Annotated in this window: 18 protein-coding genes; 11 read left to right on the forward strand and 7 right to left on the reverse strand. The window is 45.7% G+C overall.

Translation table 11 applies throughout. From position 1 onward, the window contains the following. Positions 1-42: 42 nt before the first annotated feature. The 5 genes from lysS to leuS all read left to right on the forward strand — a co-directional run bounded on the left by lysS (position 43) and on the right by leuS (position 8,903). Positions 43-1,794 (forward strand): lysine--tRNA ligase, encoded by a 1,752-nt coding sequence (lysS, locus tag K2I50_RS10165; protein WP_301026262.1) that lies wholly within the window; start codon positions 43-45, stop codon positions 1,792-1,794. A gap of 14 nt (positions 1,795-1,808) precedes the next feature. After that, complete coding sequence (locus K2I50_RS10170; RefSeq protein ID WP_301026238.1) at positions 1,809-2,822, forward strand: NAD(P)H-dependent glycerol-3-phosphate dehydrogenase; 1,014 nt, start codon at positions 1,809-1,811, stop codon at positions 2,820-2,822. Positions 2,823-2,867: 45 nt separating this feature from the next. Next, positions 2,868-4,211, forward strand: coding sequence for a glucose-6-phosphate isomerase (locus K2I50_RS10175; protein ID WP_278744638.1), 1,344 nt, complete (start codon positions 2,868-2,870; stop codon positions 4,209-4,211). Between the two features lie 846 nt (positions 4,212-5,057). Beyond that, positions 5,058-6,038, forward strand: coding sequence for a quinolinate synthase NadA (gene nadA / locus K2I50_RS10180; RefSeq protein WP_301026239.1), 981 nt, complete (start codon positions 5,058-5,060; stop codon positions 6,036-6,038). A 93-nt stretch (positions 6,039-6,131) separates the two neighbouring features. Then, positions 6,132-8,903, forward strand: coding sequence for a leucine--tRNA ligase (gene leuS / locus K2I50_RS10185; RefSeq protein WP_301026240.1), 2,772 nt, complete (start codon positions 6,132-6,134; stop codon positions 8,901-8,903). A gap of 87 nt (positions 8,904-8,990) precedes the next feature. Here leuS and K2I50_RS10190 read toward each other — a convergent pair whose 3' ends face one another. Next, positions 8,991-9,653: a hypothetical protein gene (locus K2I50_RS10190; protein WP_301026241.1), complete on the reverse strand. Its 663-nt coding sequence runs from the start codon at positions 9,651-9,653 to the stop codon at positions 8,991-8,993. A 201-nt stretch (positions 9,654-9,854) separates the two neighbouring features. On the opposite strand from K2I50_RS10190, the gene K2I50_RS10195 reads away from it, so the two are divergent. The 5 genes from K2I50_RS10195 to K2I50_RS10215 all read left to right on the forward strand — a co-directional run bounded on the left by K2I50_RS10195 (position 9,855) and on the right by K2I50_RS10215 (position 15,779). After that, positions 9,855-10,439, forward strand: coding sequence for a non-canonical purine NTP diphosphatase (locus tag K2I50_RS10195; protein ID WP_301026242.1), 585 nt, complete (start codon positions 9,855-9,857; stop codon positions 10,437-10,439). A gap of 109 nt (positions 10,440-10,548) precedes the next feature. After that, positions 10,549-12,948, forward strand: coding sequence for a type IX secretion system anionic LPS delivery protein PorZ (gene porZ / locus K2I50_RS10200; RefSeq protein ID WP_301026243.1), 2,400 nt, complete (start codon positions 10,549-10,551; stop codon positions 12,946-12,948). A gap of 61 nt (positions 12,949-13,009) precedes the next feature. Continuing rightward, on the forward strand, positions 13,010-14,041 hold the full coding sequence (locus tag K2I50_RS10205) for an acyltransferase family protein (RefSeq protein ID WP_301026244.1): 1,032 nt from the start codon (positions 13,010-13,012) through the stop codon (positions 14,039-14,041). Beyond that, on the forward strand, positions 14,038-15,075 hold the full coding sequence (locus tag K2I50_RS10210) for a glycosyltransferase family 2 protein (protein ID WP_301026245.1): 1,038 nt from the start codon (positions 14,038-14,040) through the stop codon (positions 15,073-15,075). The genes K2I50_RS10205 and K2I50_RS10210 overlap by 4 nt, the downstream gene beginning before the upstream one ends. 188 nt (positions 15,076-15,263) lie before the next feature. Beyond that, positions 15,264-15,779, forward strand: coding sequence for a hypothetical protein (locus K2I50_RS10215; RefSeq protein WP_301026246.1), 516 nt, complete (start codon positions 15,264-15,266; stop codon positions 15,777-15,779). Here K2I50_RS10215 and K2I50_RS10220 read toward each other — a convergent pair. The 6 genes from K2I50_RS10220 to K2I50_RS10245 form a co-directional block, all read right to left on the reverse strand. Next, positions 15,774-16,427: a DUF4294 domain-containing protein gene (locus K2I50_RS10220; RefSeq protein WP_301026247.1), complete on the reverse strand. Its 654-nt coding sequence runs from the start codon at positions 16,425-16,427 to the stop codon at positions 15,774-15,776. The two genes, K2I50_RS10215 and K2I50_RS10220, sit on opposite strands and share 6 nt — an antisense overlap. 116 nt (positions 16,428-16,543) lie before the next feature. Beyond that, on the reverse strand, positions 16,544-18,109 hold the full coding sequence (gene nadB / locus K2I50_RS10225) for an L-aspartate oxidase (RefSeq protein ID WP_301026248.1): 1,566 nt from the start codon (positions 18,107-18,109) through the stop codon (positions 16,544-16,546). Positions 18,110-18,237: 128 nt separating this feature from the next. Continuing rightward, on the reverse strand, positions 18,238-19,596 hold the full coding sequence (locus K2I50_RS10230) for a glycosyltransferase family 4 protein (RefSeq protein ID WP_301026249.1): 1,359 nt from the start codon (positions 19,594-19,596) through the stop codon (positions 18,238-18,240). Then, the gene (locus K2I50_RS10235) at positions 19,593-20,570 is read right to left on the reverse strand and encodes a glycosyltransferase family 2 protein (protein WP_301026250.1); all 978 of its coding nucleotides are present in this window, start codon (positions 20,568-20,570) and stop codon (positions 19,593-19,595) included. Before K2I50_RS10235 ends, K2I50_RS10230 begins: the two co-directional genes overlap by 4 nt. A 190-nt stretch (positions 20,571-20,760) precedes the next feature. After that, on the reverse strand, positions 20,761-21,762 hold the full coding sequence (locus K2I50_RS10240) for a glycosyltransferase family 2 protein (RefSeq protein WP_301026251.1): 1,002 nt from the start codon (positions 21,760-21,762) through the stop codon (positions 20,761-20,763). Then, entirely contained in the window at positions 21,759-22,688 is a 930-nt protein-coding gene (locus tag K2I50_RS10245; RefSeq protein WP_301026252.1) for a glycosyltransferase family 8 protein, read from the reverse strand. Before K2I50_RS10245 ends, K2I50_RS10240 begins: the two co-directional genes overlap by 4 nt. 633 nt (positions 22,689-23,321) lie before the next feature. Here K2I50_RS10245 and K2I50_RS10250 point away from each other — a divergent pair. Beyond that, complete coding sequence (locus K2I50_RS10250; RefSeq protein ID WP_301026253.1) at positions 23,322-25,937, forward strand: family 43 glycosylhydrolase; 2,616 nt, start codon at positions 23,322-23,324, stop codon at positions 25,935-25,937. Positions 25,938-25,943: the final 6 nt, after the last annotated feature.

A 25,943-nucleotide genomic window follows, 5' to 3' on the forward strand; every position in this document is an offset into this window, starting at 1 on the left:
TGCGATTAATTGACAAAACATTACAGTAAAAGCAATATGGCTATCAACTTACTTGAACTCAGCGAACAAGAGATAATACGTCGCGGCTCGCTCGACGAGATGCGCAACCGCGGTATCGATCCCTACCCTGCCGCCCTCTATCCGGTCGACGCATATACCACCGAAATCAAAGAAACATTCAGCGACGACGCTCCACAGAGAGAGGTATGTGTAGCCGGCCGTATCATGAGCCGCCGTATCATGGGCAAAGCATCGTTCATGGAACTTCAGGACTCACGCGGACGCGTACAGGTGTATATCTCACGCGATGATCTCTGTCCTGGCGAGGACAAGGATTTATACAACGTAGTGTTCAAGAAGCTCCTTGACATAGGCGACTTCGTAGGCGTGAAAGGCTTTGTGTTCCGCACCCAGACCGGCGAAATATCCGTTCATGCCCAGGAACTCACCGTACTTAGCAAATCGCTCCGTCCGCTCCCTATCGTAAAAGTAAAGGACGGTGTCACCTACGATGCCTTCGATGATCCCGAACTCCGCTACCGCCGCCGTTATGTCGACCTGGTGGTCAACGACGGTGTAAAGGAAATCTTCATCAAGCGCACAAAGGTATTCAACTCCATGCGCCAGTTCTTCAACGAGGCAGGCTATATGGAAGTGGAGACCCCTATCCTACAGTCAATACCCGGCGGAGCTGCCGCCCGTCCATTTATCACACACCACAATGCTCTCGACATACCCCTGTATCTGCGTATCGCCGACGAGCTGTATCTCAAGCGCCTCATCGTAGGTGGATTCGAGGGTGTATACGAGTTCTCCAAGAACTTCCGCAACGAAGGTATGGACCGCACCCACAATCCGGAGTTCACCTGTATGGAAATATATGTAGCATACAAGGACTACAACTGGATGATGGACTTCACAGAGCGCATGCTTGAAAAGATATGTATGGATGTCAACGGCACAACCGATGTAAAAGTAGGCGACAACATCATATCGTTCAAAGCACCCTTCAAGCGCATCACCATGCGCGACGCTATCCTCGAGCACACCGGATTTGATATCAACGGAAAGAACGAGGATGAGCTCAGAGCGGCAGCGCGAGGCATGGGTATCGAAGTGGACGAAACCATGGGCAAAGGCAAGCTCATCGACGAGATGTTCGGCGAGAAGTGCGAGGGCTCATACATACAGCCTACCTTCATCACCGACTACCCCATCGAGATGTCGCCCCTTACCAAGCGCCACCGCGACAATCCCGAACTTACCGAGCGCTTCGAGCTTATGGTAAACGGCAAGGAGCTCGCCAATGCTTACTCGGAACTCAACGACCCCATCGACCAGTATGAACGCTTTGTAGAGCAGATGCGACTCGCAGAGAAGGGCGATGACGAAGCCATGATTATTGACAAAGACTTCATACGCGCCCTCGAATACGGCATGCCCCCCACATCGGGCATGGGTATCGGCATGGACCGTCTGGTAATGCTGATGACCGGACAGACTACAATACAGGAAGTACTTCTCTTCCCGCAGATGCGTCCGGAGAAGACCGAGAAGCGTGACAACGCTGAGGCATATGCCTCGGTGGGCGTACCCGTCGAGTGGGTACCCGTGCTGCAGAAAGCAGGCGTATACACCGTGGCCCAGCTCGCCACAGCCAATCCCGGAAAACTTTTCCAGGATATCTGCGGCCTGAACAAAAAATTCAAACTCGAACTGAAGAATCCCTCACAGGACGATGTAAAGAACTGGGTTGCCGCATCCGCGCCTCAAAAGGAAGAGGAGGCGGAATAATGCATCCCCAAGGTATGGATAACAATACGCCCCACCCGCTGCCCGGACGGATTGCCGTCATGGGCGGCGGCTCATGGGCGACTGCCCTTGCAAAACTTATCATACGCAACGAAGAGCGTATAATATGGTACATGAGGCGAGACGACCGAATAGAGGAATTCAGACGTCTCGGACATAACCCGGCATATCTGTCGGATGTGGAATTTCCCATCGACCGCATAGACTTTACAAGCGATATAAATGCCGCCGCAAGAGAGGCCGACACATTGCTTATGGCAATGCCCTCGCCATACTTCAAGAGCCACCTGGCAAAGCTCAATGCCAACATTTCGGATAAAAATATTGTTATAGCTACCAAGGGAATAATCCCCGACGAAAATCAGCTTGTCACTGACTATCTTGAAGAACGATACAATATAGACCCTTCGAGGATGATTGTCGTATCCGGACCATGCCATGCCGAAGAGGTGGCTCTCGGACGTCTGAGCTACCTTACAGTAGGCTCGGAGAGCAAAGACGCCGCCGAGGCTTTCGCCCGTTGCCTCAATGGCCCGGCGATGCGCACGCTCATATCCGGCGATGTGCGCGGCATAGAATATGGCGGTGTACTGAAAAATGTATATGCCATAGCCTCAGGAATAGTACACGGAATGAAAGCCGGCGACAATTTCCAGGCCATCCTTGTGGCCAATGCTGCAAAAGAGATGGAACGCTTTATCGACAAGGCTGTAGGAGGCAACCGCTGTATCTGCCATTCGGTATATCTCGGCGACCTTCTTGTCACCGCCTACTCTAAATTTTCCCGAAACCACAACTTCGGTTCGATGATAGGCCGCGGATGCGCCGTGCGCCGTGCCATGATGGAAATGGAGATGGTGACCGAGGGATACTATGCAGCCAAATGCATGCACGAGATAAACCTTGCCATAGGCGCCGACATGCCTATACTCGAAGGCGTATATGATATCCTTTACCACTCTATGCCGGCAGCGAAGGTAATGGAACGAATCAGCCATCATCTTACATAACCACTAACAAGTATACTCATACCTAATTAAATTTTCATATACCTTATGGAAAAAATCAAATTAGACATCAACTCAGTACTGAAGTTTGTCTCAGAAAAAGAAATCCGACAGATTGAGTCGGAAGAAGCCACCAAGGCTATCGACATGGTGAAGAACGGTACCGGCGAGGGTAATGACTTCCTTGGATGGTACGACCTCCCGTCGCGTACATCCATGAAAGAACTTGATGAAATCATCGAAGTAGCCAACGACCTCCGCAACTCCTGCGAATATGTAGTATCCGTAGGTATCGGCGGCTCTTATCTCGGAGCAAAAGCCGTGATAGAGGCTCTCAACAATTCGTTTGACGCATATACCTCTACCTCGAAGGGCGCTCCCAAGGTACTCTTTGCCGGCCAAAACATCGGTGAAGAATATCTCGCCGAACTACAGGAATTCCTTAAAGACAAGAAATTCGGTATCATCGTTATATCCAAATCAGGCACCACCACCGAACCTGCCATCGCTTTCCGCCTGCTCAAGGAGCAGCTTGAGGCTCAGGCCGGCAAGGAAGCTGCCAAAAACCTCATCGTGGCCATCACCGACGCCAAGCGCGGAGCTCTGCGCCAGCTCGCCACAGAAGAGGGCTACCGTACATTCGTAATCGAAGACAATGTAGGCGGACGTTTCTCAGTGCTTACCCCTGTAGGACTTCTCCCCATCGCTGTAGCCGGCTACGATATCAAGAAGCTCGTAAAAGGCGCGGTAGAGATGGAGAAAGAACTCGGCAACGCATCGGACAGCAATATGGCCGAACTATATGCATCGACCCGCAACGCCCTTTACCGTGCAGGCAAGAAGACCGAAATTCTTGTAAACTACAATCCCAAGCTCCACTTCTTCGGAGAATGGTGGAAACAGCTCTATGGAGAAAGCGAGGGCAAAGACCACAAAGGTATCTTCCCCGCAGCTGTCGACTTCTCTACCGACCTTCACTCGATGGGCCAGTGGATACAGGACGGCGAGCGCACTATCTTCGAGACTGTAATCTCTGTTGAAAAGTCAAAATCAGAAAAACTTATCCCCTCTGACGAGGCAAATCTCGACGGTCTCAACTATATCGCAGGCAAGCATGTCGACGAAGTAAACAAGATGGCCGAACTTGGCACACGTATCGCCCATGTGGATGGCGGAGTACCCAACATGCGCATCATCGTGCCCGAACTCTCTGAAGAGTATCTCGGACAGCTTATCTATTTCTTCGAGATATCCTGCGGTATCTCCGGATACCTGCTCGGTGTGAATCCCTTCAACCAGCCCGGTGTGGAGGCTTACAAGAAGAATATGTTTGCCCTTCTTGAAAAGCCCGGCTATGAGGAAGCCACCAAGGAAATCAAAGCAAAACTCTGATATACCTGACCACTGTCGGTAATATCAACACCTGATGTAGATATTATCAACATCCCCCAAAAATGCCTGTACCATATATAAATGGTGCAGGTATTTTTTTTCTCTGTGAAGTACCTGTCGACAGTTGTTGAAAACAATGTTGATAAAGGTTGAGAAATATAAAGGAAGTTTTAATAAGTAGATTTGGAGTTTATGGAAGATTTGTATATAGCGGATAATAGCAGTCTGCCTCCAAAAGAGTTTCAACAATTGTATCAGCGCAGTTTCAACACACAAAACATATGTTTTCAAGGTTATAAACCATATGTTTTTTTCAACCAATAACGTTATCAACGCTATGTAAATAACCTATGTATATCATTATTCCACACCACATTACATGTAGATAAAGATGTATATTCAGTTGATGGTACATCAATAACTTAATATCCAAGCAAAATAGACAAAAGTTATCCTAATTATCAACGACAATAAACACTACAATATAGATAAGAGAAAAAATTTTTAATCTTAAATAATAATAGGTTAATGTTGATGATGATAATCTTTGGCTGAACAGTCAGGAATCATGGAGTGTGTCACATGTAGTATATGCATGATACGATGGAAAGTCTGTAGGAAATATACTGCTTCTGTGGCTTTCTGCGATTTACAACATGTCTACATAGGGTAATGGTTTGAGTCTTTAAGGAAATTATATTAACTTTGCAGTTATCAACCATATGTTGATAAACATGCTAAATATCTGATAATCCAATAAAAGAAATGTTGATATCAGGTAGAAACCATGTGAATGCCGAGTAATATACATATAAGTCATTCTCAATCCTCATCACATATCAGCAGATGAATATAGAAAAAGGCTATGTCGATGCTCCAGTAGAGCCTGGTACCGACCTTGTAGCAGAGATAAAAAGACTCAAGAAAGAGAAGAACGCAGTGATTCTGGCCCACTATTACCAGAAAGGTGAAATACAGGATCTTGCCGACTATATAGGCGACTCTCTGGCTTTGGCTCAGATTGCCTCGCGTCTCGACGAGCCTGTAATAGTACTGTGTGGAGTAAACTTCATGGGCGAGACGGCCAAGATGCTGTGTCCCGACAAGAAGGTGCTTATACCGGACCTCTCGGCCGGATGTTCATTGGCCGACAGCTGCAAGGCAGATGAATTCAAGGAATTCATCGAAGCAAATCCCGGCCATACGGTGATAAGCTATGTCAACACTTCGGCTGCAGTGAAGAGCCTTACGGATATAGTGGTGACATCGTCCAACGCCCGGCAGATTGTAGAGAGCCTTCCTGAAGACACCCCTATCATATTCGGTCCTGACCGTAACCTTGGCAACTATATCAATTCCATAACCGGACGCTCTATGAAACTGTGGAACGGCGCATGCCATGTTCACGAACAGTTCTCGGTAGAGAAACTGGTAGAGCTTAAGAAAGAGCATCCTATGGCTAAGGTGCTCGCTCATCCTGAATGTCCCCGCCAGCTTATAATTCTTGCCGACAAGGTAGGATCGACTGCGGCACTTCTGAAATATGCCGTAGAGTCGGAGGAAAAGGAATTTATAGTAGCCACTGAGAGCGGCATACTTCATGAGATGCGCAAACGCTGTCCGGACAAGACGTTTATCCCTGCCGCTCCAAATGACTCTACCTGCGCATGCAACGACTGTGGATATATGAAGCTGAACACTCTTGAAAAGCTGTACAACTGTCTGCGCTATGAGCAACCTGAAGTGACTGTAGATTCCGACACGGCAGCGCGCGGACGCAAGCCTATAGAGAGAATGCTGGAAATAAGTGAGAGACTCGGGCTTTAAGCGTATGTGAATAATGGCTCTTTGAAGTGATGCAAATCATATATTTATTGAGTATAGAGCATTTTTCGAATATTAAAACAACTATAATATAATATGGAATACAACCATAAAGAGATTGAATCTCGCTGGCAACAGTATTGGAAAGATAATAAGACATACAAGACTGAGATAGACCGCTCACGTCCGAAATACTATGTGCTCGACATGTTCCCCTATCCTTCCGGAGCGGGACTTCACGTAGGTCATCCCCTTGGCTATATAGCAAGCGACATATATTCCCGCTATAAGCGGCTCAACGGATTCAATGTGCTTCATCCGATGGGCTACGACTCGTATGGTCTGCCTGCCGAGCAATATGCCATCCAGACCGGACAGCATCCGGAGAAGACTACTTTCGAAAACATAGACCGCTATCGCAGTCAGCTCGATAAGATTGGATTCTGTTACGACTGGGACCGAGAGATACGTACCTGCGACCCCTCTTATTATAAGTGGACACAGTGGGCGTTTATGAAGATGTTTGAGCATTACTACGACCGTAATGCCGACAAGGCAATGCCTGTGGCTGATCTTATAGCACACTTCGAGAAGTCGGGCACAGAGGGTGTGAATGCCGCCTGTGGAAAGGATATGGAGTTTACCGCCGAGGAATGGAAAGGTATGTCGCCCAAGGAAAAGAGCGATACTCTGATGAATTACCGCATCGCTTTTCTTGCCGACACAATGGTAAACTGGTGTCCCAAGCTGGGTACGGTGCTTGCCAATGACGAGGTAAGCGAGGGTGTGTCGTTGCGTGGCGGATATCCTGTGGAGCAGAAACTGATGTACCAGTGGTGTCTGCGCGTATCGGCTTATGCACAGCGTCTGCTCGACGGTCTTGACACAATAGACTGGACCGATTCACTCAAGGAGACACAGCGCAACTGGATAGGACGCTCAGAGGGAGCTGAGATGCGCTTCCCTATATCCGGCAGCGATGTAGAGCTTGAGATATTCACTACCCGCGCCGATACGGTATTCGGTGTGACATTTATGGTGCTTGCTCCTGAGAGTGTCTATGTAGATATGATAACCACTCCCGAGCAGCGTGCTGCTGTCGATGCATATCTTGATGAAGTCAAGCATAAGACCGAGCGCGAACGTATGATAGACAAAAAGGTAAGCGGAGTATTCACCGGGGCATATGCAGTGAATCCTCTTACCGGAAAGAATATACCCGTATGGGTGAGCGATTATGTGCTCGCAGGCTACGGTACAGGAGCTATCATGGCAGTGCCTGCCCACGACAGCCGCGACTATGCTTTCGCCCGTCATTTCAATCTTCCCGTCATACCTCTGATTGAGGGGGCCGACGTGTCGGAGGAGAGCTTTGACGCAAAATCAGGCAAGATGATAAACTCGGCAAGCGCTGAACTTGACCTGAATGGCATGGAAGTAAAAGACGCAATTGCCGCAACTAAGAAGTTTATCGAAGAGAAAGGTATAGGCAAGGTAAAAGTAAACTATCGCCTGCGCGACGCTATATTCAGCCGTCAGCGATATTGGGGAGAGCCGTTCCCGGTATATTATAAGGATGGTATACCTACCCTGCTTCCGGAAGAAAATCTGCCCCTCGAACTTCCCGAGGTAGATAAATTCCTGCCTACCGAGACTGGAGAGCCTCCTCTCGGACGTGCCAAGAACTGGAAGACCGGCGAGGGTTATCCTCTTGAACTGAATACTATGCCCGGTTTTGCCGGATCGAGCGCGTACTATCTGCGCTATATGGATCCTAAGAACGACAATGCTTTGGTAAGCGAGGAGGCTGACGGATACTGGCAGGATGTAGACCTTTACATCGGCGGTACGGAGCATGCTACCGGACATCTTATCTACAGCCGTTTCTGGAATAAATTCCTGTATGACCTCGGTGTGGTATGCCGCGACGAGCCTTTCCGCAAACTTGTCAACCAGGGAATGATTCAAGGTCGAAGCAATTTTGTATATCGCATAAAGGATACCAATACATTTGTGTCGGCAGGTCTGCGCAAGGAGTATGACACTACCCCGATTCATGTCGATGTGAATATAGTGAGCAACGATGTGCTCGATACAGAGAAGTTCCGCGCATGGCGTCCGGAATTCAAAGACGCTGAATTTGTCCTTGAAGATGGCAAGTATGTGTGTGGATATGCTGTAGAAAAGATGTCGAAATCTATGTTCAATGTCGTTAATCCCGACGATATTGTAGAGCGCTATGGTGCCGATACACTGCGTCTGTATGAAATGTTCCTCGGTCCGATTGAGGCAAGCAAGCCTTGGGATACAAACGGAATCGACGGTGTGAACCGATTCCTTAGAAAGCTCTGGAGCCTGTTCTACAAGGGTGACAACCTGCTTGTGAGCGATGAGCCTGCATCAAAGGAGGCTCTTAAGGCTGTGCATAAGCTAATCAAGAAAGTAACCGCCGATATAGAAACATTCAGCTATAATACATCGGTAGCGGCATTTATGATATGTGTGAATGAACTTACACAGCTCAAATGTCATAGCCGTGAGGCTCTTGAGCCTCTGGTTGTACTCATAGCTCCGTTTGCTCCTCATATAGCCGAAGAGTTATGGCATGCGCTCGGACATGATACTACAGTATGTGATGCCAAATGGCCTGTACACAACGAGGAATATCTTGTGGAGTCGACCGTCACTATGGCCGTGAGCTTCAACGGTAAGGCTCGTTACAATATCCAGGTGGCTGCCGACGCTCCGCGTGAGGAGATTGAAAAGACAGCTCTCGCTCATGAAGGTGCTGCCAAGTGGATTGAAGGCAAACAGATAAGGAAGATTATCGTGGTGCCCGGCAAGATTGTCAATATTGTGGTAGGCTGATATATAAGTTTTTAGCCTGTAGAAAACAATGCGCCGTGTCAAAAAAAGTTGACACGGCGCATTTGTTATAGAATGTAAGTGCTTGAATTACATAATTATTTTGGTTGATTTTGAACCCTGACGCAGGATATACACTTTACCTTTCTGGGGATTGGCAACTTCGATACCCTGAAGATTGAAATATCTGGCAGGCGCTGTTTCGTCGATTGCGATATTATCGATTGCAGATGTTTCATCGCTGTATTCGATAGTCATGTAGGAAAAGCGCATGGGATTTGATTTCTTGGGAGTGAATGTGAGACCGAAATCAGATGTTGCTGAGCCGGTCCAGTAAGGAGTGGTGCCTTCAGTAACGCATTCACCGAAATTTTCAGGGTAATTGACTTCCAGATTCTGTGTATATCCGGCAGTAGTGCAAGCAAAGGTTATCTTTGTAATGGTGATACCTTCGTTAGGTGATATGTTGAGCAGAGTCTGCTTGGCCCACTGGAGATGAGGGGTCTGACCGGAGGGATTGATATAAGAAAATCCGGTGGTTTCTATATTCTTATAGAATGCAAACTTACATACTCCGGGCACTTCGAAGTCTTTGTTGTTGATGGAAGTGTCAGAGTTGCCTTCAGAAAACTCGACTTTAGAGGTAATATCTCCCTGATAATCATATCCGGCAAACACTACAACTACTTCGTCGGCTTTAGCCACACAAGTCATGGCAATTGCAAAAAATAATGAGAGTAAAGATTTCTTCATAATTAAATTTAATGGTTAATTTTAGGTTATTGGTTGATGTAGATAAAAATAAATATATGTGTATAATAAAGACAGTTCAATATTACGACATGCTAATAAGTAATGAGAAATTTTTTGTTTTTTGTTATAAATGAGGCCGCCTACATGATTTATGCTTTGAATGACAGCAATAAAAGGCTTTGATATTTCGTTTATATCTGTATGAAACAGATAGTGTTCGCTACAAATAATGCTCATAAACTTAAGGAGGTACGCGAGATACTTGGCGATACCGGTATCGTAGTGCTTTCTTTGGAAGAAATAGGTTGTAATGATGATATTCCTGAGACTGCGGATACGCTCGACGGTAATGCTTTAATCAAGGCTCAATGGGTGAAACAGCACTATGGCTATGATTGTTTTGCCGATGATACCGGTCTTGAAGTAGACGCTCTTGGTGGTGCTCCCGGTGTGTATTCCGCACGTTATGCAGGTCCGGGGCATGATTCTGCTGCCAATGTTGCTCTTCTTCTTGGCAATATGGAGGGAATGGAGGATAGAAAAGCCCGTTTTCGTACTGTAATAGCTCTTATAATAGGCAATGGAGAGCCCGTACTGTTCAATGGTATAGTGGAAGGATGCATAACTCATGAGCGTCATGGTGAAAGTGGCTTCGGATATGACCCTGTATTCCGGCCTGAAGGCGAGATGCGCACTTTTGCACAGATGTCCGACGGAGAGAAGAATGCAATCAGTCATCGTGGTCGGGCGGTAAAGAAACTGGTCGAGTATCTCTCGCAAAGGTGATGTAGAATAAAAGAGTAGGGGACTCTCTGCTTTCTTGCAATTAATAAAGTAATCATAGTATATGTATAGATATTATCTGGTATTAGTATCTCTGATATCAATATTATGTGTGGATCTGTCGGCACAGCATGCTGTCGGTTCATGGGATTTGTACAGTAATTACGGCATTGACCGTGCTGATATTCTCGACACCAAGTCGAGGGTTTATTTCTGTGGTGGCGGTTCTTTGTTTCATTACGACAAGGATATGGACGAGATGTATTCCTATAATCTCGCTAATGGACTTTCGGATGTGAATGTGAGTGGTATCTATCGTAACTATGACAGAGATTATATCGTATGCGTATATGAAAACTGCAATATAGACCTGATATATGACAATGGCAATATTGTGAATCTAAGCGATATAAAGGATGCACAGTATGTTACTGACAAAAGTATTAACAGTGTATCTTTTGATGATGACGATATGTATGTCGCTACCGGTTTCGGCCTGGTACGGTACGACACTAAGTCTGGTGCTGTAAAGGAATCAGGCATTTTCAGCTTTCCTGTATATGGAGTTACGGTGATGGGTGAAAATGTGGTTATAAGCACTGATACAGGTCTTTATGGTATAAGCAAGACACAGCGAGTTAACGACTTTACAAGGTTTGTGAAATTGAGCGATTTGCAGTGTGCAGGCTTGTATGGAATGAATGATGATTTCATTATTGCGCATCGTCCGTCGGCCAGTTGGGTTAATATATATAAGGTGGATTTCGAGAATAAAACGGTAGGAGGCAATTATCCGGGATTTGCAATGTATGATTTTGCGAGAATGCGAATGTTTGGAGATTGGTTTGCTATAATATCGAGATATTCATATGTATTATGTCGGTTTAATGAGGATAATTGGATTGAATATAAGGCTATTGAGTTGCCTTCTAATCTGTATACATCTTTTATTTATGTGGGAGGAAATGGTTCTGGTAATGATAACGACTTATGGTATTTGAATGATGACGGGTTAGGTCATCTGACATATACCACTAAGTATACTGATATTGATAATAATCAGAAATTATCAAACTATACGATTGACAAAGAGCCATCGTATCCTTTTGGAACATCTGTGCACGGTGGTCCTACCAGGCTTGCAGTTTCAGATTTGGGAGTTTATACCACCTATAATGCCCAAAGCCGATATCCGTCTCATGACAACTATAGTTATTTGATGAAGCTGAATCTGATAAGCAATGGTTTCGTTGAAGATATCACCCCCAAGAAAGGAGATTACACCCCTATAAATTCGTCAAGTGAAAATCTTTTGCGAACCGGTCATCATGTTGTTGTTGATCCTGAGGACCCTTCTATTGTATATGTGCCTACATGGTTTGAAGGCATATGGAAGTTTAAGGATGGCAAGCAGATAGCTAAGTATGACAAGACTAATGGTCCTTTTGGTACAGGATTTTCATGCTCGGTCGAAGACGTGGCTTTTGACAGCAATAATAATCTATGGGCGATTGCTCATGATTTTCCAAGATCACGCGAGATTGTAACTATTCTGCCTGCCAGTAAGAACAAAAGCAACAATGTTTCTTATACTGACTGGATTACTCTTGATTTGCCTTATTTCGGCTCTCATGAAAGTCGAGATTCAAGAATCGTGCATTTCAAGCATTCAAAAAATAAGAATCTGGCAATGATAACCCAGACATACGGTGACCAGAATGTACTTATATATGATACTAACGGTACATCGGCTGTGTCGGATGACAATTACTGGATGGTTAACAGATTTACTGATCAGGACGGGAAGACTTTCGGTCCGTATGCTGTACTCAGTATTGCTGAAGATAATAACGGTGATATATGGCTTGGGACCGGATGCGGAGTTGTGGTGATTCATAATTTGCGAAGCATGCTGTCTAATAAGGATAATACAATAGAGCGCATAAAGGTGCCTCGCAACGACGGCACTTCACTGGCTGATTACCTTCTTGATAATCAGGAGGTAACTTCAGTATCTGTAGATGCCGGAAATCGTAAGTGGCTGGCAACCACAACCTCCGGTGCATATTATGTAAGTGCTGACGGGCGTGAGATTCTTGAAAATTTCACACGTTCCAACAGTATTATTCCGTCAAATGAAGTACATTCGATAGTATGTGAGCCTAATAGCAGCGATGTATATTTCGGTACTACCAACGGTCTGGCTGTATATCATAGTACAATTACTCCGGCTGCTGCTGATTTCAGCGATGTTTATGCATATCCCAATCCGGTAAGGCCGGATTACACAGGTTGGATTACAATAAAGGGCCTGATGGATAACTCCCTTGTAAAGATTGCAGATTCTGCCGGCAATGTATTCCTTCAGACACGTTCGGAAGGTGGAATGGTCATGTGGGACGGATGCAATGGAGCAGGCGAACGTGTGCCTACCGGAGTGTATTACGTATATGCCTCTCAGAATCAGGAATCCAATAATGGTGCAGTAACAAAGATTCTTGTAGTAAAATAATATATCGGACGACACACATACCACACACGCCTGTGGTATGTGTGTCGTTAATGTATATAAAATGGTACAATCGCAAAGAATAAGATTTATATCATTCCTACAGATTGTAGGAGTAGTGCTTGTGATTCTTGGACATTCTTTGCATGAATATCCTGGCGATTTTCATCAGTTTTGGTTCTATCGAATGTTTCAGACGGTGAGAATGCCTCTGTTTGTATTTATTTCAGGCTATTTATTTATGATATCAATGGTCAAGAGGGATTATAACGTCTCCTTTGGCGATTTCATAAGAAATAAGTCACAGCGCCTGCTTGTACCTTATTTTGTACTGACCATAGTGACATTTGTACCCCGTGCATTGATGTCAGGATATGCGGATGATCCTGTGGATTTAGATATCAGTTCATTCGTATCATCTATATTATTTTCTGATAGGCTTACTATAGTGTTTCTATGGTTTCTGCCAGTTGTTTTTGTGTTGCTATGTGTGTCATTCATAGGGTTAAAATTATTTAGGAATAGAATATCACTGTTTTTTCTGACTGGAGGAATTCTATCTATAGCAGGCTATTTATATGTCAATCAGTGGGCATGGACCTTCATGGGGATAGGCCGTACTGCCGAACTTGCAGTTTTCTTTATGTGTGGTATCGCATACGCACGATGGAAGTCGGATATTGACTTTTTATTTGGGCAATGGTGGTTCGGCGGTATATGCGCCACAATATGGCTTATATTGTTTTATACGGATAATTTATCGGGAGTGTATGGTCTTGTTTGCTCATTATCCGGGCTTGCAATGCTTATTACGTTGGCTATCACAGCTTGTGAATGGCAGTTGGGATGGCTACATCTTGAGGGATACAACTATATGATGTATCTGCTGTCGTGGTTTACATGTGTGCTATCCCAGCAGATACTCCATCATTTTACCGATTTTCCATGGTGGGTATATACTATAATCGCTTTATTAAGCAGTATATATATACCTTGGTCAATAGGTAAGATACTACACAGATACTCTCCATCAAGCCGGTTGGCAAGGTCGGTGCTTTGGCTTCTCGGCCATAATCCTAATAAAAACAGGATATGATTGATTCTTATATGGTTTCTGTTATTATTCCGGTATGGAATGTAGAGGAGTATCTGGATGCATGTCTGGAATCCGTTTCATTACAGACCTATAGCAACCTGGAGGTGATAATGGTTGACGATGGTTCGACAGACGGTAGTACCGGGATATGTAGAGCATGGGAGAAGAAAGATAGCCGGTTTATTCTTGTAAGGAAGGAGAATGGAGGACCCTCTATAGCTCGTAATGTCGGATTGGACAATGCCAAGGGTGATTATATCGCATTTGTAGATAGTGATGATATATTACACGTTGAATATATACACACCTTAATAGATATCGTAAAAAGAAATGAAGGCTATTCTATAGCCGGGGTTGATTATATAAGATTTGGCGACTCTGATATAGTCACTACCTCACGTAAATGGAATATGGCTGAATTTCATCACTATCTTCCCGGGGAGGCATTAAGAAAATTGCTTTACCAGAATGATTTTATATGCAGCGCTCCGTGGGGTAAATTGTTCAGTCGTGAAGTTATAGATGGTATAAAGTTTAAAGAGGGTATCCTTTATGAGGATCTTGATTGGATGGCAAGGGTGTTGGAGAGTATGCCTAAGGCGAAACGGGTAGGACTGTGTAATGCCCAGTTGTACTTTTATCGGAAGCGGAAAGGTAGTCTGATAGAGACATTTTCGAGACGCAGGCTTGATGTACTTGACATCACTCGTGACATCGAGCATAGAGCAGTCGCATCGTCAGACATGAAGCTGGTGAGTGCGGCTCGTGACCGCAGATTGAGTGCGAATTTCGACATATATATGCAACTGTGGAAATATATCCGACACTGTAAGGCTGGAAGGGATACTGTACATAATTGTGGATACGATGCTGAATTGGCAGCATGCTGGGCTCAGATAAAGCGGCTCAGAATAGCATCACTCATAAATTCTGATGTAAGAGGAAAAAATAAGTTTGGCATACTCCTGTCGTTTTTCGGGCCTAAAGTGTGTGGCTGTATCGGGTCAAGAATTATAGGCATCCTTAAAAAATAGGGGATAAATTTTGTTGCGGGCGATACAATTCCTTATATTTGATGTTTAATAAGGAGAAGACCCGTAGGCGGTGCTGCCTTCAATCGGCCGACTGCGCATGCTGAAGAGGTATGCCGCCATTTGCACCATGCGTCGCATGGTAGCTATATCGGGCTGTTAAGTACTGAGAAATACTACTTTAAGCAGACATGAGACTGAAATATACAGATGAGCAGGACAAGTGTTACGGCGTGACAGGCATGGCCGTAAGTCTTGTTGTATGGGATGCCGACGATATGTTGGCGCGCATTGATATGGATTCCGACGACAATATCGAATTCGTACCGGAGTATTATTTTTCAGGAAATCCGAGACTGTCGGCAAAGGTGGCATGGCAATACATTCTCAAGCATTATCAGGCTTCTATGGGTATGATGATAGGCAATGTGATGTGTCGCCACTATATGCAGCTGAATATGGCTCCGGACGCAGACACGCGCAATGCTCTGCTTGAATGTCTGGAGCAGGAGGGGGCTGACGCCTGTTCGCTTGAGAATGACGAGATACACCGCCTTTTCGAGCGTAGTTACTCATACCTCGACAGGGTGTTCTCCCATAGCGGTGTGCAGGGGATTGTGAGAAATTTTGCACGTGAGTTGCAGAATCAGCGCACTCTTACACGCGGTGATGTGTCAGAATTGCTTGCGTCATTGCGCAATCTATAGCATACCTTGCTCCACGAGCACGCATACACGCTCGATTATAGCGTCTTCCTCGCTTTTGTCGGGACGGAAATCGCTCTTGAGGTTTACCCCGAAAAAGCGTCCGAAAGTCTGCCAGAATCCGGCGCGGAAAGTCCCGAGGAAGGCTTTCAGTATAGAGTAGGACGACTGGTTGGTCTCCCGCGTGATGAGCTTCACCAGCATTTTACCCTGTGATTTTGTAAACTTCTTCAACTGAGGCTTATATTGGTTGAACACCTCTTTTTCCATCTGCTGAAGATGATGCTGTCGCTCTTCCTGCGATGGCAGTGTTTCCATATATTCGTAGGTCTCGAGTATGGTCTCTGCAATCATTTTGGCATAGGGCAGAGTGCGCTTCACATCGCGTACGGTACGCCAGTAGAACTGTTCCTGTTTCTTGTTTTTAAACTTCAGAGGAGGATAATATGTGATATTGTTGAGTACAACCATTACGGCAGTATCTCCCTCCTCGTTGACGAAATGGTAGCGTCCGTGCACAAGAGGTATGCGGGCGTCTTTCAGCGTCGGTTCGTCGAGTATTCCGGCCACACCATCAGGTGTGCCGTCCTGCGCTGAGACGCAGACGGCACATGATAATATCATTATGATGGCGCAAAAGATATTCTTCATTCACACAAAATGCTCGTTACGCAAAAAAAGTTCAATAAATCAGCAGAGTAGGGAGGAGATGATGAGCTAATGATATACCACAGGTCAGTCAAGTATACCCTGCCGCATCAAGCCGACTACTTGTGAGGATAGTCGATAGTATAGTGCAGACCGCGCGATTCCTTGCGTTCCATGGCCTGGCGCATAATAAGATAGCCAACGTTGATTATATTGCGCAGCTCGCATATCTCGCGCGAGGCTTTGGAGCACTTAAACAGTCGTTCGGTCTCCTCATAGAGTATGTCGAGACGATTCCATGCACGCTTCAGGCGGAGGTCCGAACGTACAATACCCACGTAGGCCGACATTATCTGTCCTACTTCCTTGATGCTCTGGGTTATCAATACCATCTCTTCGTTGTGGCGCGTGCCTTCATCGTTCCATTCAGGCACGTCGGTACGGTATGAGTAGCCATCCTTTACCGACATCGCATGTCGGGCGGCAGCATCGGCATATACCACAGCTTCTATCAGCGAGTTGGACGCCAGACGGTTGCCGCCGTGGAGTCCTGTGCATGAACATTCACCCACTGCATACAGGCGCCCTATCGACGACTCTCCGTTGGTGTCTACCTTTATGCCTCCACACAGGTAATGGGCCGCAGGAGCCACCGGTATATAGTCCTTGGTAATATCTATGCCGAGCGACAGACATTTTGCGTATATGTTGGGAAAATGGTGGCGGGTCTCCTCAGGGTCTTTATGTGTGACGTCAAGATAGACGTGGTCGTCGCCATTGAGTTTCATCTCCGAATCGATGGCGCGGGCCACTATGTCGCGTGGAGCAAGCGACAGGCGCGGGTCATATTTCTGCATGAATTCCTCACCCTTGAGATTGCGGAGCACGGCTCCATAGCCGCGCATTGCCTCGGTGATGAGAAATGATGGACGGTCGCCCGGATGATACAGTGCGGTTGGATGAAACTGTATGAACTCCATGTCCTTGACCGTTCCTTTGGCGCGATATACCATCGCTATGCCGTCGCCGGTGGCTACAAGCGGATTTGTAGTGGTAGTGTAGACGGCTCCCACTCCTCCTGTAGCCATGAGAGTGACACGTGATAGGAATGTGTCTACTTTGCCTGTCGCAGGATTAAGCACGTAGGCACCGTAGCATGTGATGTCGGGGGTACGCCGTGTGACAATCTTGCCCAGATGGTGCTGGGTGATGATTTCAATAGCGAAGTGGTCCTCAAATATGTCGATGTTGGGGTTGGCTTTTACAGCCTCGATAAGCGATTGCTGTATCTCGGCGCCGGTGTTGTCGGCATGGTGCAGTATGCGGAATTCGCAGTGTCCGCCTTCACGGTGAAGGTCGAAACTGCCATCCTCTTTCTTGTCGAAGTCGACGCCCCAGCCTATGAGTTCGCGTATCTGGGCCGGAGCTTCTGTCACTACTTTTTTCACGGCTTCTGGATCGGACAGCCAGTCGCCGGCAATCATTGTATCGTTTATGTGCTTGTCGAAGTCGTCGACTTCAAGATTGGTCACTGACGCCACACCGCCTTGGGCGAAGTAGGTGTTGGCTTCCTCAAGTCTGGTCTTGCATATCAGCGCCACGCGGCCTGTAGCGGCCACTTTCAGCGCGAAGCTCATTCCGGCGATGCCAGAGCCAATCACCAGATAGTCATATTCGTAGGTCATAGCGTAGAAATCCGGCTAATGATTAGTAGAAATTGCAATGGCAAAGATAGCGAAAATTCCACCCCGTTATCCTGTTGACTGGTATTTTTATGAAAGAACTCTATTTATTATGTTATTATTCTATTGATTTATTGTTTGGAATGTGTTTGGCTGGTGATTGGTGGAAAGTATTCAACAACATGTCGTGTGAATACTTCGAGAGTGAAGTTTTTGTCATAAATATTTTTCCCATTTCTCCCGATTTCCTTGAGGGTTTCAGTGGGCATATTGATGATTGTTCGTATTACTTCGGCCAGAGCTTCGGGATTGTCAGCAGGAAATACCATGCCGCTTTCTCCTGTAGTTATAAGTGCGGCTGTTCCTGTTGCGTCAGAAGTAGCTACCGGGATATTTTGCTGGAAGGCTTCCGTGCAGACAATGGGCATTGGGTCGTCGATTGACGGGCATATCAGAGCCTGCATCTGTCCCATTATTTTAAGTAGTTCTTCGTGGGATTTCTCTCCCCACCATTTTACGGTATCCGGAGCATTGTTAATTTCTTTACGAGTATTGTTTTCGCAACATCCGCCAATGAGATGCACCTTTATGCGCTGCTGTTCGATATCAGTGAGCATATCGACAGCCTTAAGAAGGGTATTGGTGCCTTTACGATGTCCCATCATACCGGACATCATGATATGGATTTTATCGGCCTCCAATGTTACCGGCTTGATTTTGCATAGAGCGTCAGCGTCTATTGGTGGTATTCCATAAAGAAATATGCTAGAGTCGATATTACCATGTGTATATGTATCGAACATCTTTTTGGCGTGTTCGCCTACAATCCATATTTTTTTTGCATTGTTTAATGCTGATATAATTTTGTCTCTGTTACTGCGCAGATAACGATAGCTAATACCTGCTTCATGAATCCATATGAAAGAATTGCTTCGATTGATGAAATCATTGAGTATGTCTACTGAAACTATGGTATTGTATATGACAGTAGAATACCGATTTATCAGTTTAGCTACAACGTCTCTTTCTGCCTTGTACAGAGTATTTGGCACATATGGATTCACTAATTCCGATTCGGTAATCATTACTGGTATGCCATGTCTATTAGCTTCTTGTGTTAATGGACCCTCGGATAACGACAGTATCGCTGGGGAATAGCCGAGCGATTTTAATGTAATAGCAAAGGTAAGAAGTGCGCGTGGTGCTCCTGTAAGAGTCATTTCATGAGAAATAAGCAGAATCTCTTTGGAAGATGCAGGAGACTCAAACATAGCTAATATTGCAGGGTTTTCGGCTAATAACAGTCTGCGGGTCTTAGGTATGACGTGTTTTATATTTCTGTGAAAAATCTTTTTTAGATGTAATGAGACGACTTTTGAAATAGGGGCACCATTACGCTTATATTCACTGATAGCTGAATTAATGTCGCTATCAGTGTAAAAGCCGTTGTGTATTGCTTTGGAGATATTTCGAAATGTCGATTTACTCATAATCGGTCTTTTTTCTTTGTAATAAGCCCTGGGATAACGTGCACCAGCGCACGGTTTATGCGTTCGATACGGTAAGTATTATTGGACGAGCCAAGCGTATCATTCATTATCTGAAGAATTTTTTTCTTCTCTTCAGGTACATATTGCGGAGCACGTTTGATTTCCTTTATATACTGTCCGCGGCATATTGTTCTACGATATATTCCTACGGGAAAATGTGACTCCACATACTTCATGACAATGAAGTCCTCGATGAGTCGGTTGCCGTTGTTATTGCCTCTTGATGTAGCACTCCCCGTGTGTATTCTGAAATAGTTGAGCTTTTCGTAAATCTCGATTACTTTACCTTTTGCTACCATTTTTATCCAGAACAACCAGTCACCGGAGTTGCGCATTGTTATTGAGTCATCAAGCATTGACGGTGTATATGCATCTTTACGGAATAGGGTCATAGATGCATTATAGATGTAATTGTTCCAATAAAGTGAATGTATGATATACTTTTCCCCGTCAAATATACGTATGCCACCATTCATTTTATAAGGCCAGTATTTCCAGTTGTCGACATCATATGGTTTAGGTTTACCTTCCGAGTCAATTGCGGTAGACCCTGTAAATGCTACTGTGGCATCTGGATTATTTTCGAGAGTATTTACAGTTGTTTCAAGAAATGTAGGCTCAGCCAGATCGTCAGCTTCAGCAATCCAAATATATTTTCCTTTGGCATGGCTGATGCCTTTGCGCCATTGTCTGAATGTGGAGCCTGAATTCTCACGATTGAGTTCTATATATGCTATCTTCGGATGATTACGATATGATTCAATAACCTCGAGGGAGTTGTCTGTTGAACAGTCATCAAGCAGTATAACCTCATAGTCCTGGAATGTTTGCCTGAATATGGAGTCCATACGCTCCGGAAGATACTGAGCGTAGTTGTAATTGGGTACAATAACGGAAACAAGAGGGTGTGACATAGTTCAAACTGTTCGTTAACTAAAGTATTAATTAGTCTGTTAGTAAATATATTAACAAACGGCATTGAGATAAATGTTCTGTTTGCAGCGTAATTATCGGACAAAGGTATGCAATTTTATTGTAACAGAGCATATTTTGTAGGAGTTATCGGAATGCTTGTATAACTCCAGGTTGATAATTAGCTACGAGTCAGAGTCGGTCGCGGTGCTGTGTGAGAATCAGTGGGCATATGGCGGCGGCAGCCTTGTTAAGGCGCTCGAGGCGGTAGTCAGTCATGTTTGCTCCAAACTCTGAGTGTATGGCATTAATTATCTCAAGGCGAGTTGAAGGGGAGTATTGTGGGGCCTTTATTACAGACTTTATAAGGCGTCCAATTCTCAGACGCCGTCGGTATGAACCTATATTGAAGTTGTCGTTAATGTATTTTAGTACGACAATTTCCTCAAAACGTATTTTCCCTGAGCGGTCGCCCTCAACCGTGGTGCTTGTACTGTGGCGTCGAAAGCGGTTGAGTTTTTCATATACCTCTATTACATTGCCAAGCGATGCAAGTTTTGTCCAGAACATCCAGTCACCGGCGTTGCGCATGGTTATGCTTTCGGCAAGTAGAGAGGGGGAGTATGCGTTGCGGCGAAACAGGGCCATACTGGCATTGTAGATATAATTTTTCCAAAATAGGTTGTGGATAATATACTCTCTTCCGTCAAATGCGTTCCATCCTCTGCGGGTTTTGGCTCCGCGCCATTTGTCCCAGTCTTTACCGGATGGATTGCCGTTTTCGTCGATGATTACAGAGCCGGTAAACGCAACTACAGCCTGAGGATTGGCTTCGAGTGCTGCTACGGTCTTTTCGAGGAATGTGGATTCAGCAAGGTCGTCGGTCTCAGCTATCCATATATATTTGCCTTGTGAATGTGATATGCCTTTTTCCCATTGGCGAAAGGGAGAGCCTGAATTTATGGTGTTTATCTCAAAGTAGCTTACTTTTGGATTGCAACGGTACTTTTCAAGTTGCTGAACGGAGTTGTCTGTAGAGCAATCGTCGAGTAGGATTATTTCAAAGTTTTGAAACGTCTGGTTAAGAATAGATTCCATACGTGTGTCAATATAACGGCCGTAATTGTAGTTAGGCACGATTATTGACACTACAGGTGTATTATTTTTATTATCGATTATAGGAATGTGATTCATAACTTTCCGTTAAATTTTTGTTTGCGGTATCCGTTGCGTAGGCCGAGCATGTCCTGCAGAGGAAATGTAAGGCGGTTGAGGGTAAATCCGATATGTTTCTCCGGCCTCATTCCTTTCCATGGCGACATATCGGTATATTTTTCCCACATGGGTTTATACGGATTGATGCATTTTTCCTGCCAGGGTTTGTGTTTGCCTGCGAAGTGGATGATTGCAGGCTGCTTCATCTCCCGGTCAATTGTGGATTCTGATGACGGAAGGGTGTGGCGGCGGCGGCGCAGCATTCCTTCCTGCATGTTCCAGCGGTGGGGCAGGTAGGTGACTTCTTCTGACAATACTGCGTTGAGCAGATCCTGGTCATGTGCTACGATGCGTGTGCGGTATTGCTCCATCCATGTCATCAGACGCTCCATTACGTTGTGTCTGCGCCAATAGTCGAGATTTATCAGCAGCACTCCGGCATTGAAGTAAAGATAGCTTTCCGGCATTCCGAGACGGCGGTGCTTGTCGGTAAACGAACTGTTCATGTCCTCTACAGCAGCGAGTGCATAGCCGGATATATCGGTATCCCATAGCGGTCGCAGGGAGCCGAGCACAAGCAGGTCACAGTCTACGTAGATTGCTTTTTTTATGTCGGAAGGTAGGATTTCTGTGAGAAAGCATCTGAAATATGTCGACAGGCTTATATAGTCGTTGTCAAAGTGGGGCAGCTCTTTTACAAGACTGTCCCCTACGATGTAAAATTTTATACCGGCGCCGAATGTATCTTCCACAATACCGCGAAGTGTCTCCATATTGTCGGTCGACAGCGTGGCTGCCACTATATGGATATTTACCTCATTGTCGCGGTTGTTGTCGAGCAGCGAGGTAAGCATTATGCCGCAGTATGGTACGTAGCGGTCGTCGATGTTACATACAATGTCCATGATGGAAGATAATTGGGCTATTTATGCGTTTTGCTTAGTTCATTGAATTATAGCATTCGGCATCAGTCCGTATTGCTCTTTGGGGATGTCAGCATCACTCCGCAATATTTTACGAAGTTGTGGTCAATATTACAGATAATGTCAATAGTAGCCATAACACACAGACTATAAGGAAATAGATTGATTCAGGATTGTGCTGAATTCTGTACTATTGCAAAAGTAGTAAAAATCATATACTTTTCCTCATTTTGAATAGACATAAGTCAAGTTATTGATGTTTTATCGTGGTGGCATATGCTTTATATGGTGCGGGTAATGCATTTATATGTTGTAAAACATATTATTAAGTTAAAATTATGTCGGGATTAAGTAGATTTTAAATCCTGTGTTAAGTCTGTCGGCCTAACTTTGCCATCGAAAAGTTAATCGAAGCGAATATATTTAAAGTGGAAAACGGGCTGCTGCAAATCATGATATTTTTGTGGCAGCCCATTTTTAAGACCGGTGAATTTAAAGTAACTCGGAACAGTTACTTATCTCACACTTGCAATACTCGTCTAAACCATTCAAAAAAACATAATTATGAGTCACTCTATCTGTAACCGTATTTTTTCGGTCGCGGCGTTGTACATCATGCTGCCGCTGACGGTGGCCTATGCTTTTGACATTCCTGATGACCAGCCGTATATCTATGATTATTACGACAATGGCGTTACCGCGGAGGAATATGTGGCCAATTATAAGGGCACGCCATATCGGAGCCATCTACTGAGCGCGTCGTCCGACTGCAAGATGCAGGCCGAGGATTTTGATAACGGTGGCAAGGATATCAGCTGGAATTTCATGAATACAGGCTCCAACTCTTATCGTAAGGATATCGACGAAGTACGTATCAACAGAGGTGGCTCTGGATATGTGATAGGCAATGTAAGTGCCGGCGACTGGCTGTGCTATACGATTGAAGTGGCCGAAGCCGGTGAATATGAGTTGCAGATATGCATGAGTTCCGACAATGTGAAGGATTTGTTCTTTGAGATTGACGGAAAGGCTGCCGGAGAGATTGTTTCCGCTCCGGGCCATGGCTGGGACACCTATTCGATGGTTGTAAATCCCGGTATAATGCTTTCTCAGGGGAAGCATGTGCTTCGATGGGTACCTTCCAATTCAATGAATATTGATTATTACGTGTGGCACCGCACGGGCGATTATGTTGAAAATACAGGCAACGGGCAGTATGATTTCAATTATCCGCGTCAATGGACCTATACGTCCAACCCTATGTTTACAGAGCTTACATCGCCAATGTTTGGTGTAGGATTTACATCTCCGCTGTACACAGCCGACCCGTCGGCACACGTGTGGAATGTAGACGGTAAGGAAGTGCTGTACGTGTATGCCTCGCATGACATGTCGCCCTCGCAGGGGTGCGACCATATGGACCGTTATCATATTTTCTCTACAGAAGATATGATACACTGGACCGATCACGGCGAGGTAATGAATGCGGCGACATCCAACAGGTATACCGGCACTACCAACAACTACGGCGAGGAATATATGTGGGCGCCCGACTGTAATTACAATCCTGCCGACGGCCTTTATTATTTCATCTATCCTCACCGTATACGCATGAACGGAGAGGCCGTATGGCAGCATTTCCTTGCGACAAGCGAGAATCCGGCCGGTCCGTGGAAGTGTATCGGATATATCGACGGTATCCCATCGACAATAGACCCATGCCTCTTTGTGGATGACGACGGAGAGGCCTATGTGTTCACTTCGGGCCGGGGTGGATGCTGGATGACGAAACTGAAGCGCGACAACTGGCTTGAGATGGAGGGAGAGAGCGTTATGCTGCTTGGTCCTGACGGTGATGTCGCAAGCGGTTTCCCGAGTTTTCATGAGGGGCCCTGGGTATTCAAGAAGGATGGCAGGTATTATCTTGTCTATGCCGACGGTTATACTACGGTCAACCGCATGCAATACTCTGTCTCCGACAATATTGCCGGACCGTATACTCCCAAAGGTGTTTTTATGAATCCTATGGGGTGCAACACCACACACGGATCGGTTGTGGAGTTCAAGGGTAAGTGGTATACGTTCTATCATACTGCTGATTTCTCGGGGCATGGTGCATTGCGTTCGGTGTGCTACGACGAGCAGACATTTGATGATGAGGGAAATCTCAATCTTCTTCGCAACTTCGGAGAGCCGCATGGCGGGAAGGCCAGAGTGTTCAACGGCACAGAGCCGTTGACAATAAGTGCTGTAGAGTATAATGATGGTAAAGGCGGAAACGCGTATTACAAGCGTGATATGTCGGTACCCTCGCGCAGTGCCGATGGAGTCAATCTTGACAATTTCGAATTTCTCCGTTTCTCACTCAATGTGGCTAAGTCCGGACGCTACGCCATGACTGTCGTGGCCGAGAATATCATGTCGGACAGCAGGATAGCAGTGGCTTTTGATGGAACCTGGAAGACTGCCGAGAGCGGTCGCGAACTCCCTCAGAAGAGTCTTACTGGCGACAGGCAGGAGCTTTACATATATCCCATATCTCTTGAAGCGGGTGAGCATTATATCGAGTTGAGGGTGACTCGCGGAGCAATGAGACTATATGATTTCACATTATCGACAGGCGCCGCCTACATACCCGGCGTCATCGAGGCCGAGGATCTTGAAGCCTCCGACTACAGATTTCAGGACAAAGGCGCATGGGAACGCAACTCAAAGGGATATCGTGATGATGTTCAGGTTGCTATAGATTCTCATTCCGACGGGTGGCACATAGGCTCTACCTCGACAGGCGATTACTACAAGTATAATTTCATCGCGAAAGAGGATGGTGTGTATACAGTCACGGCACGCCTCAGCGACGACCCTAAGGCATCAAGCCGGTTGCGTATGTATATCGACGATGAGGAGATTGATGACTGGAGTTTCTCGGGACAGAGCGACTGGAATACGTATTTTAATCACGATGTAAAGGATGTAGAGATAGCCGAAGGGGCCCATGTGCTGAAATTCGAGGTGGTGCGCGGCCCGATGAATATCGACCGGTTTACATTCACCCGTACCGGTGAGCTCTCCGGAATGGATGAAACCCGCTGGCAGCATCCGTCCGCGGAATTTGTGAGTGTATATTCTATAGACGGGCGCCCGGTAAGAGGCCGGGTTGCTGCCAAGTCGGCTCTTGACGGTCTTGACCGGGGGATATACATAGTAGGAGGTCGCAAGGTGGCCAAATAACTGTTA

The sequence above is a fragment of the Muribaculum sp. genome, from assembly GCF_029051885.1.
GTDB lineage: Bacteria > Bacteroidota > Bacteroidia > Bacteroidales > Muribaculaceae > Muribaculum.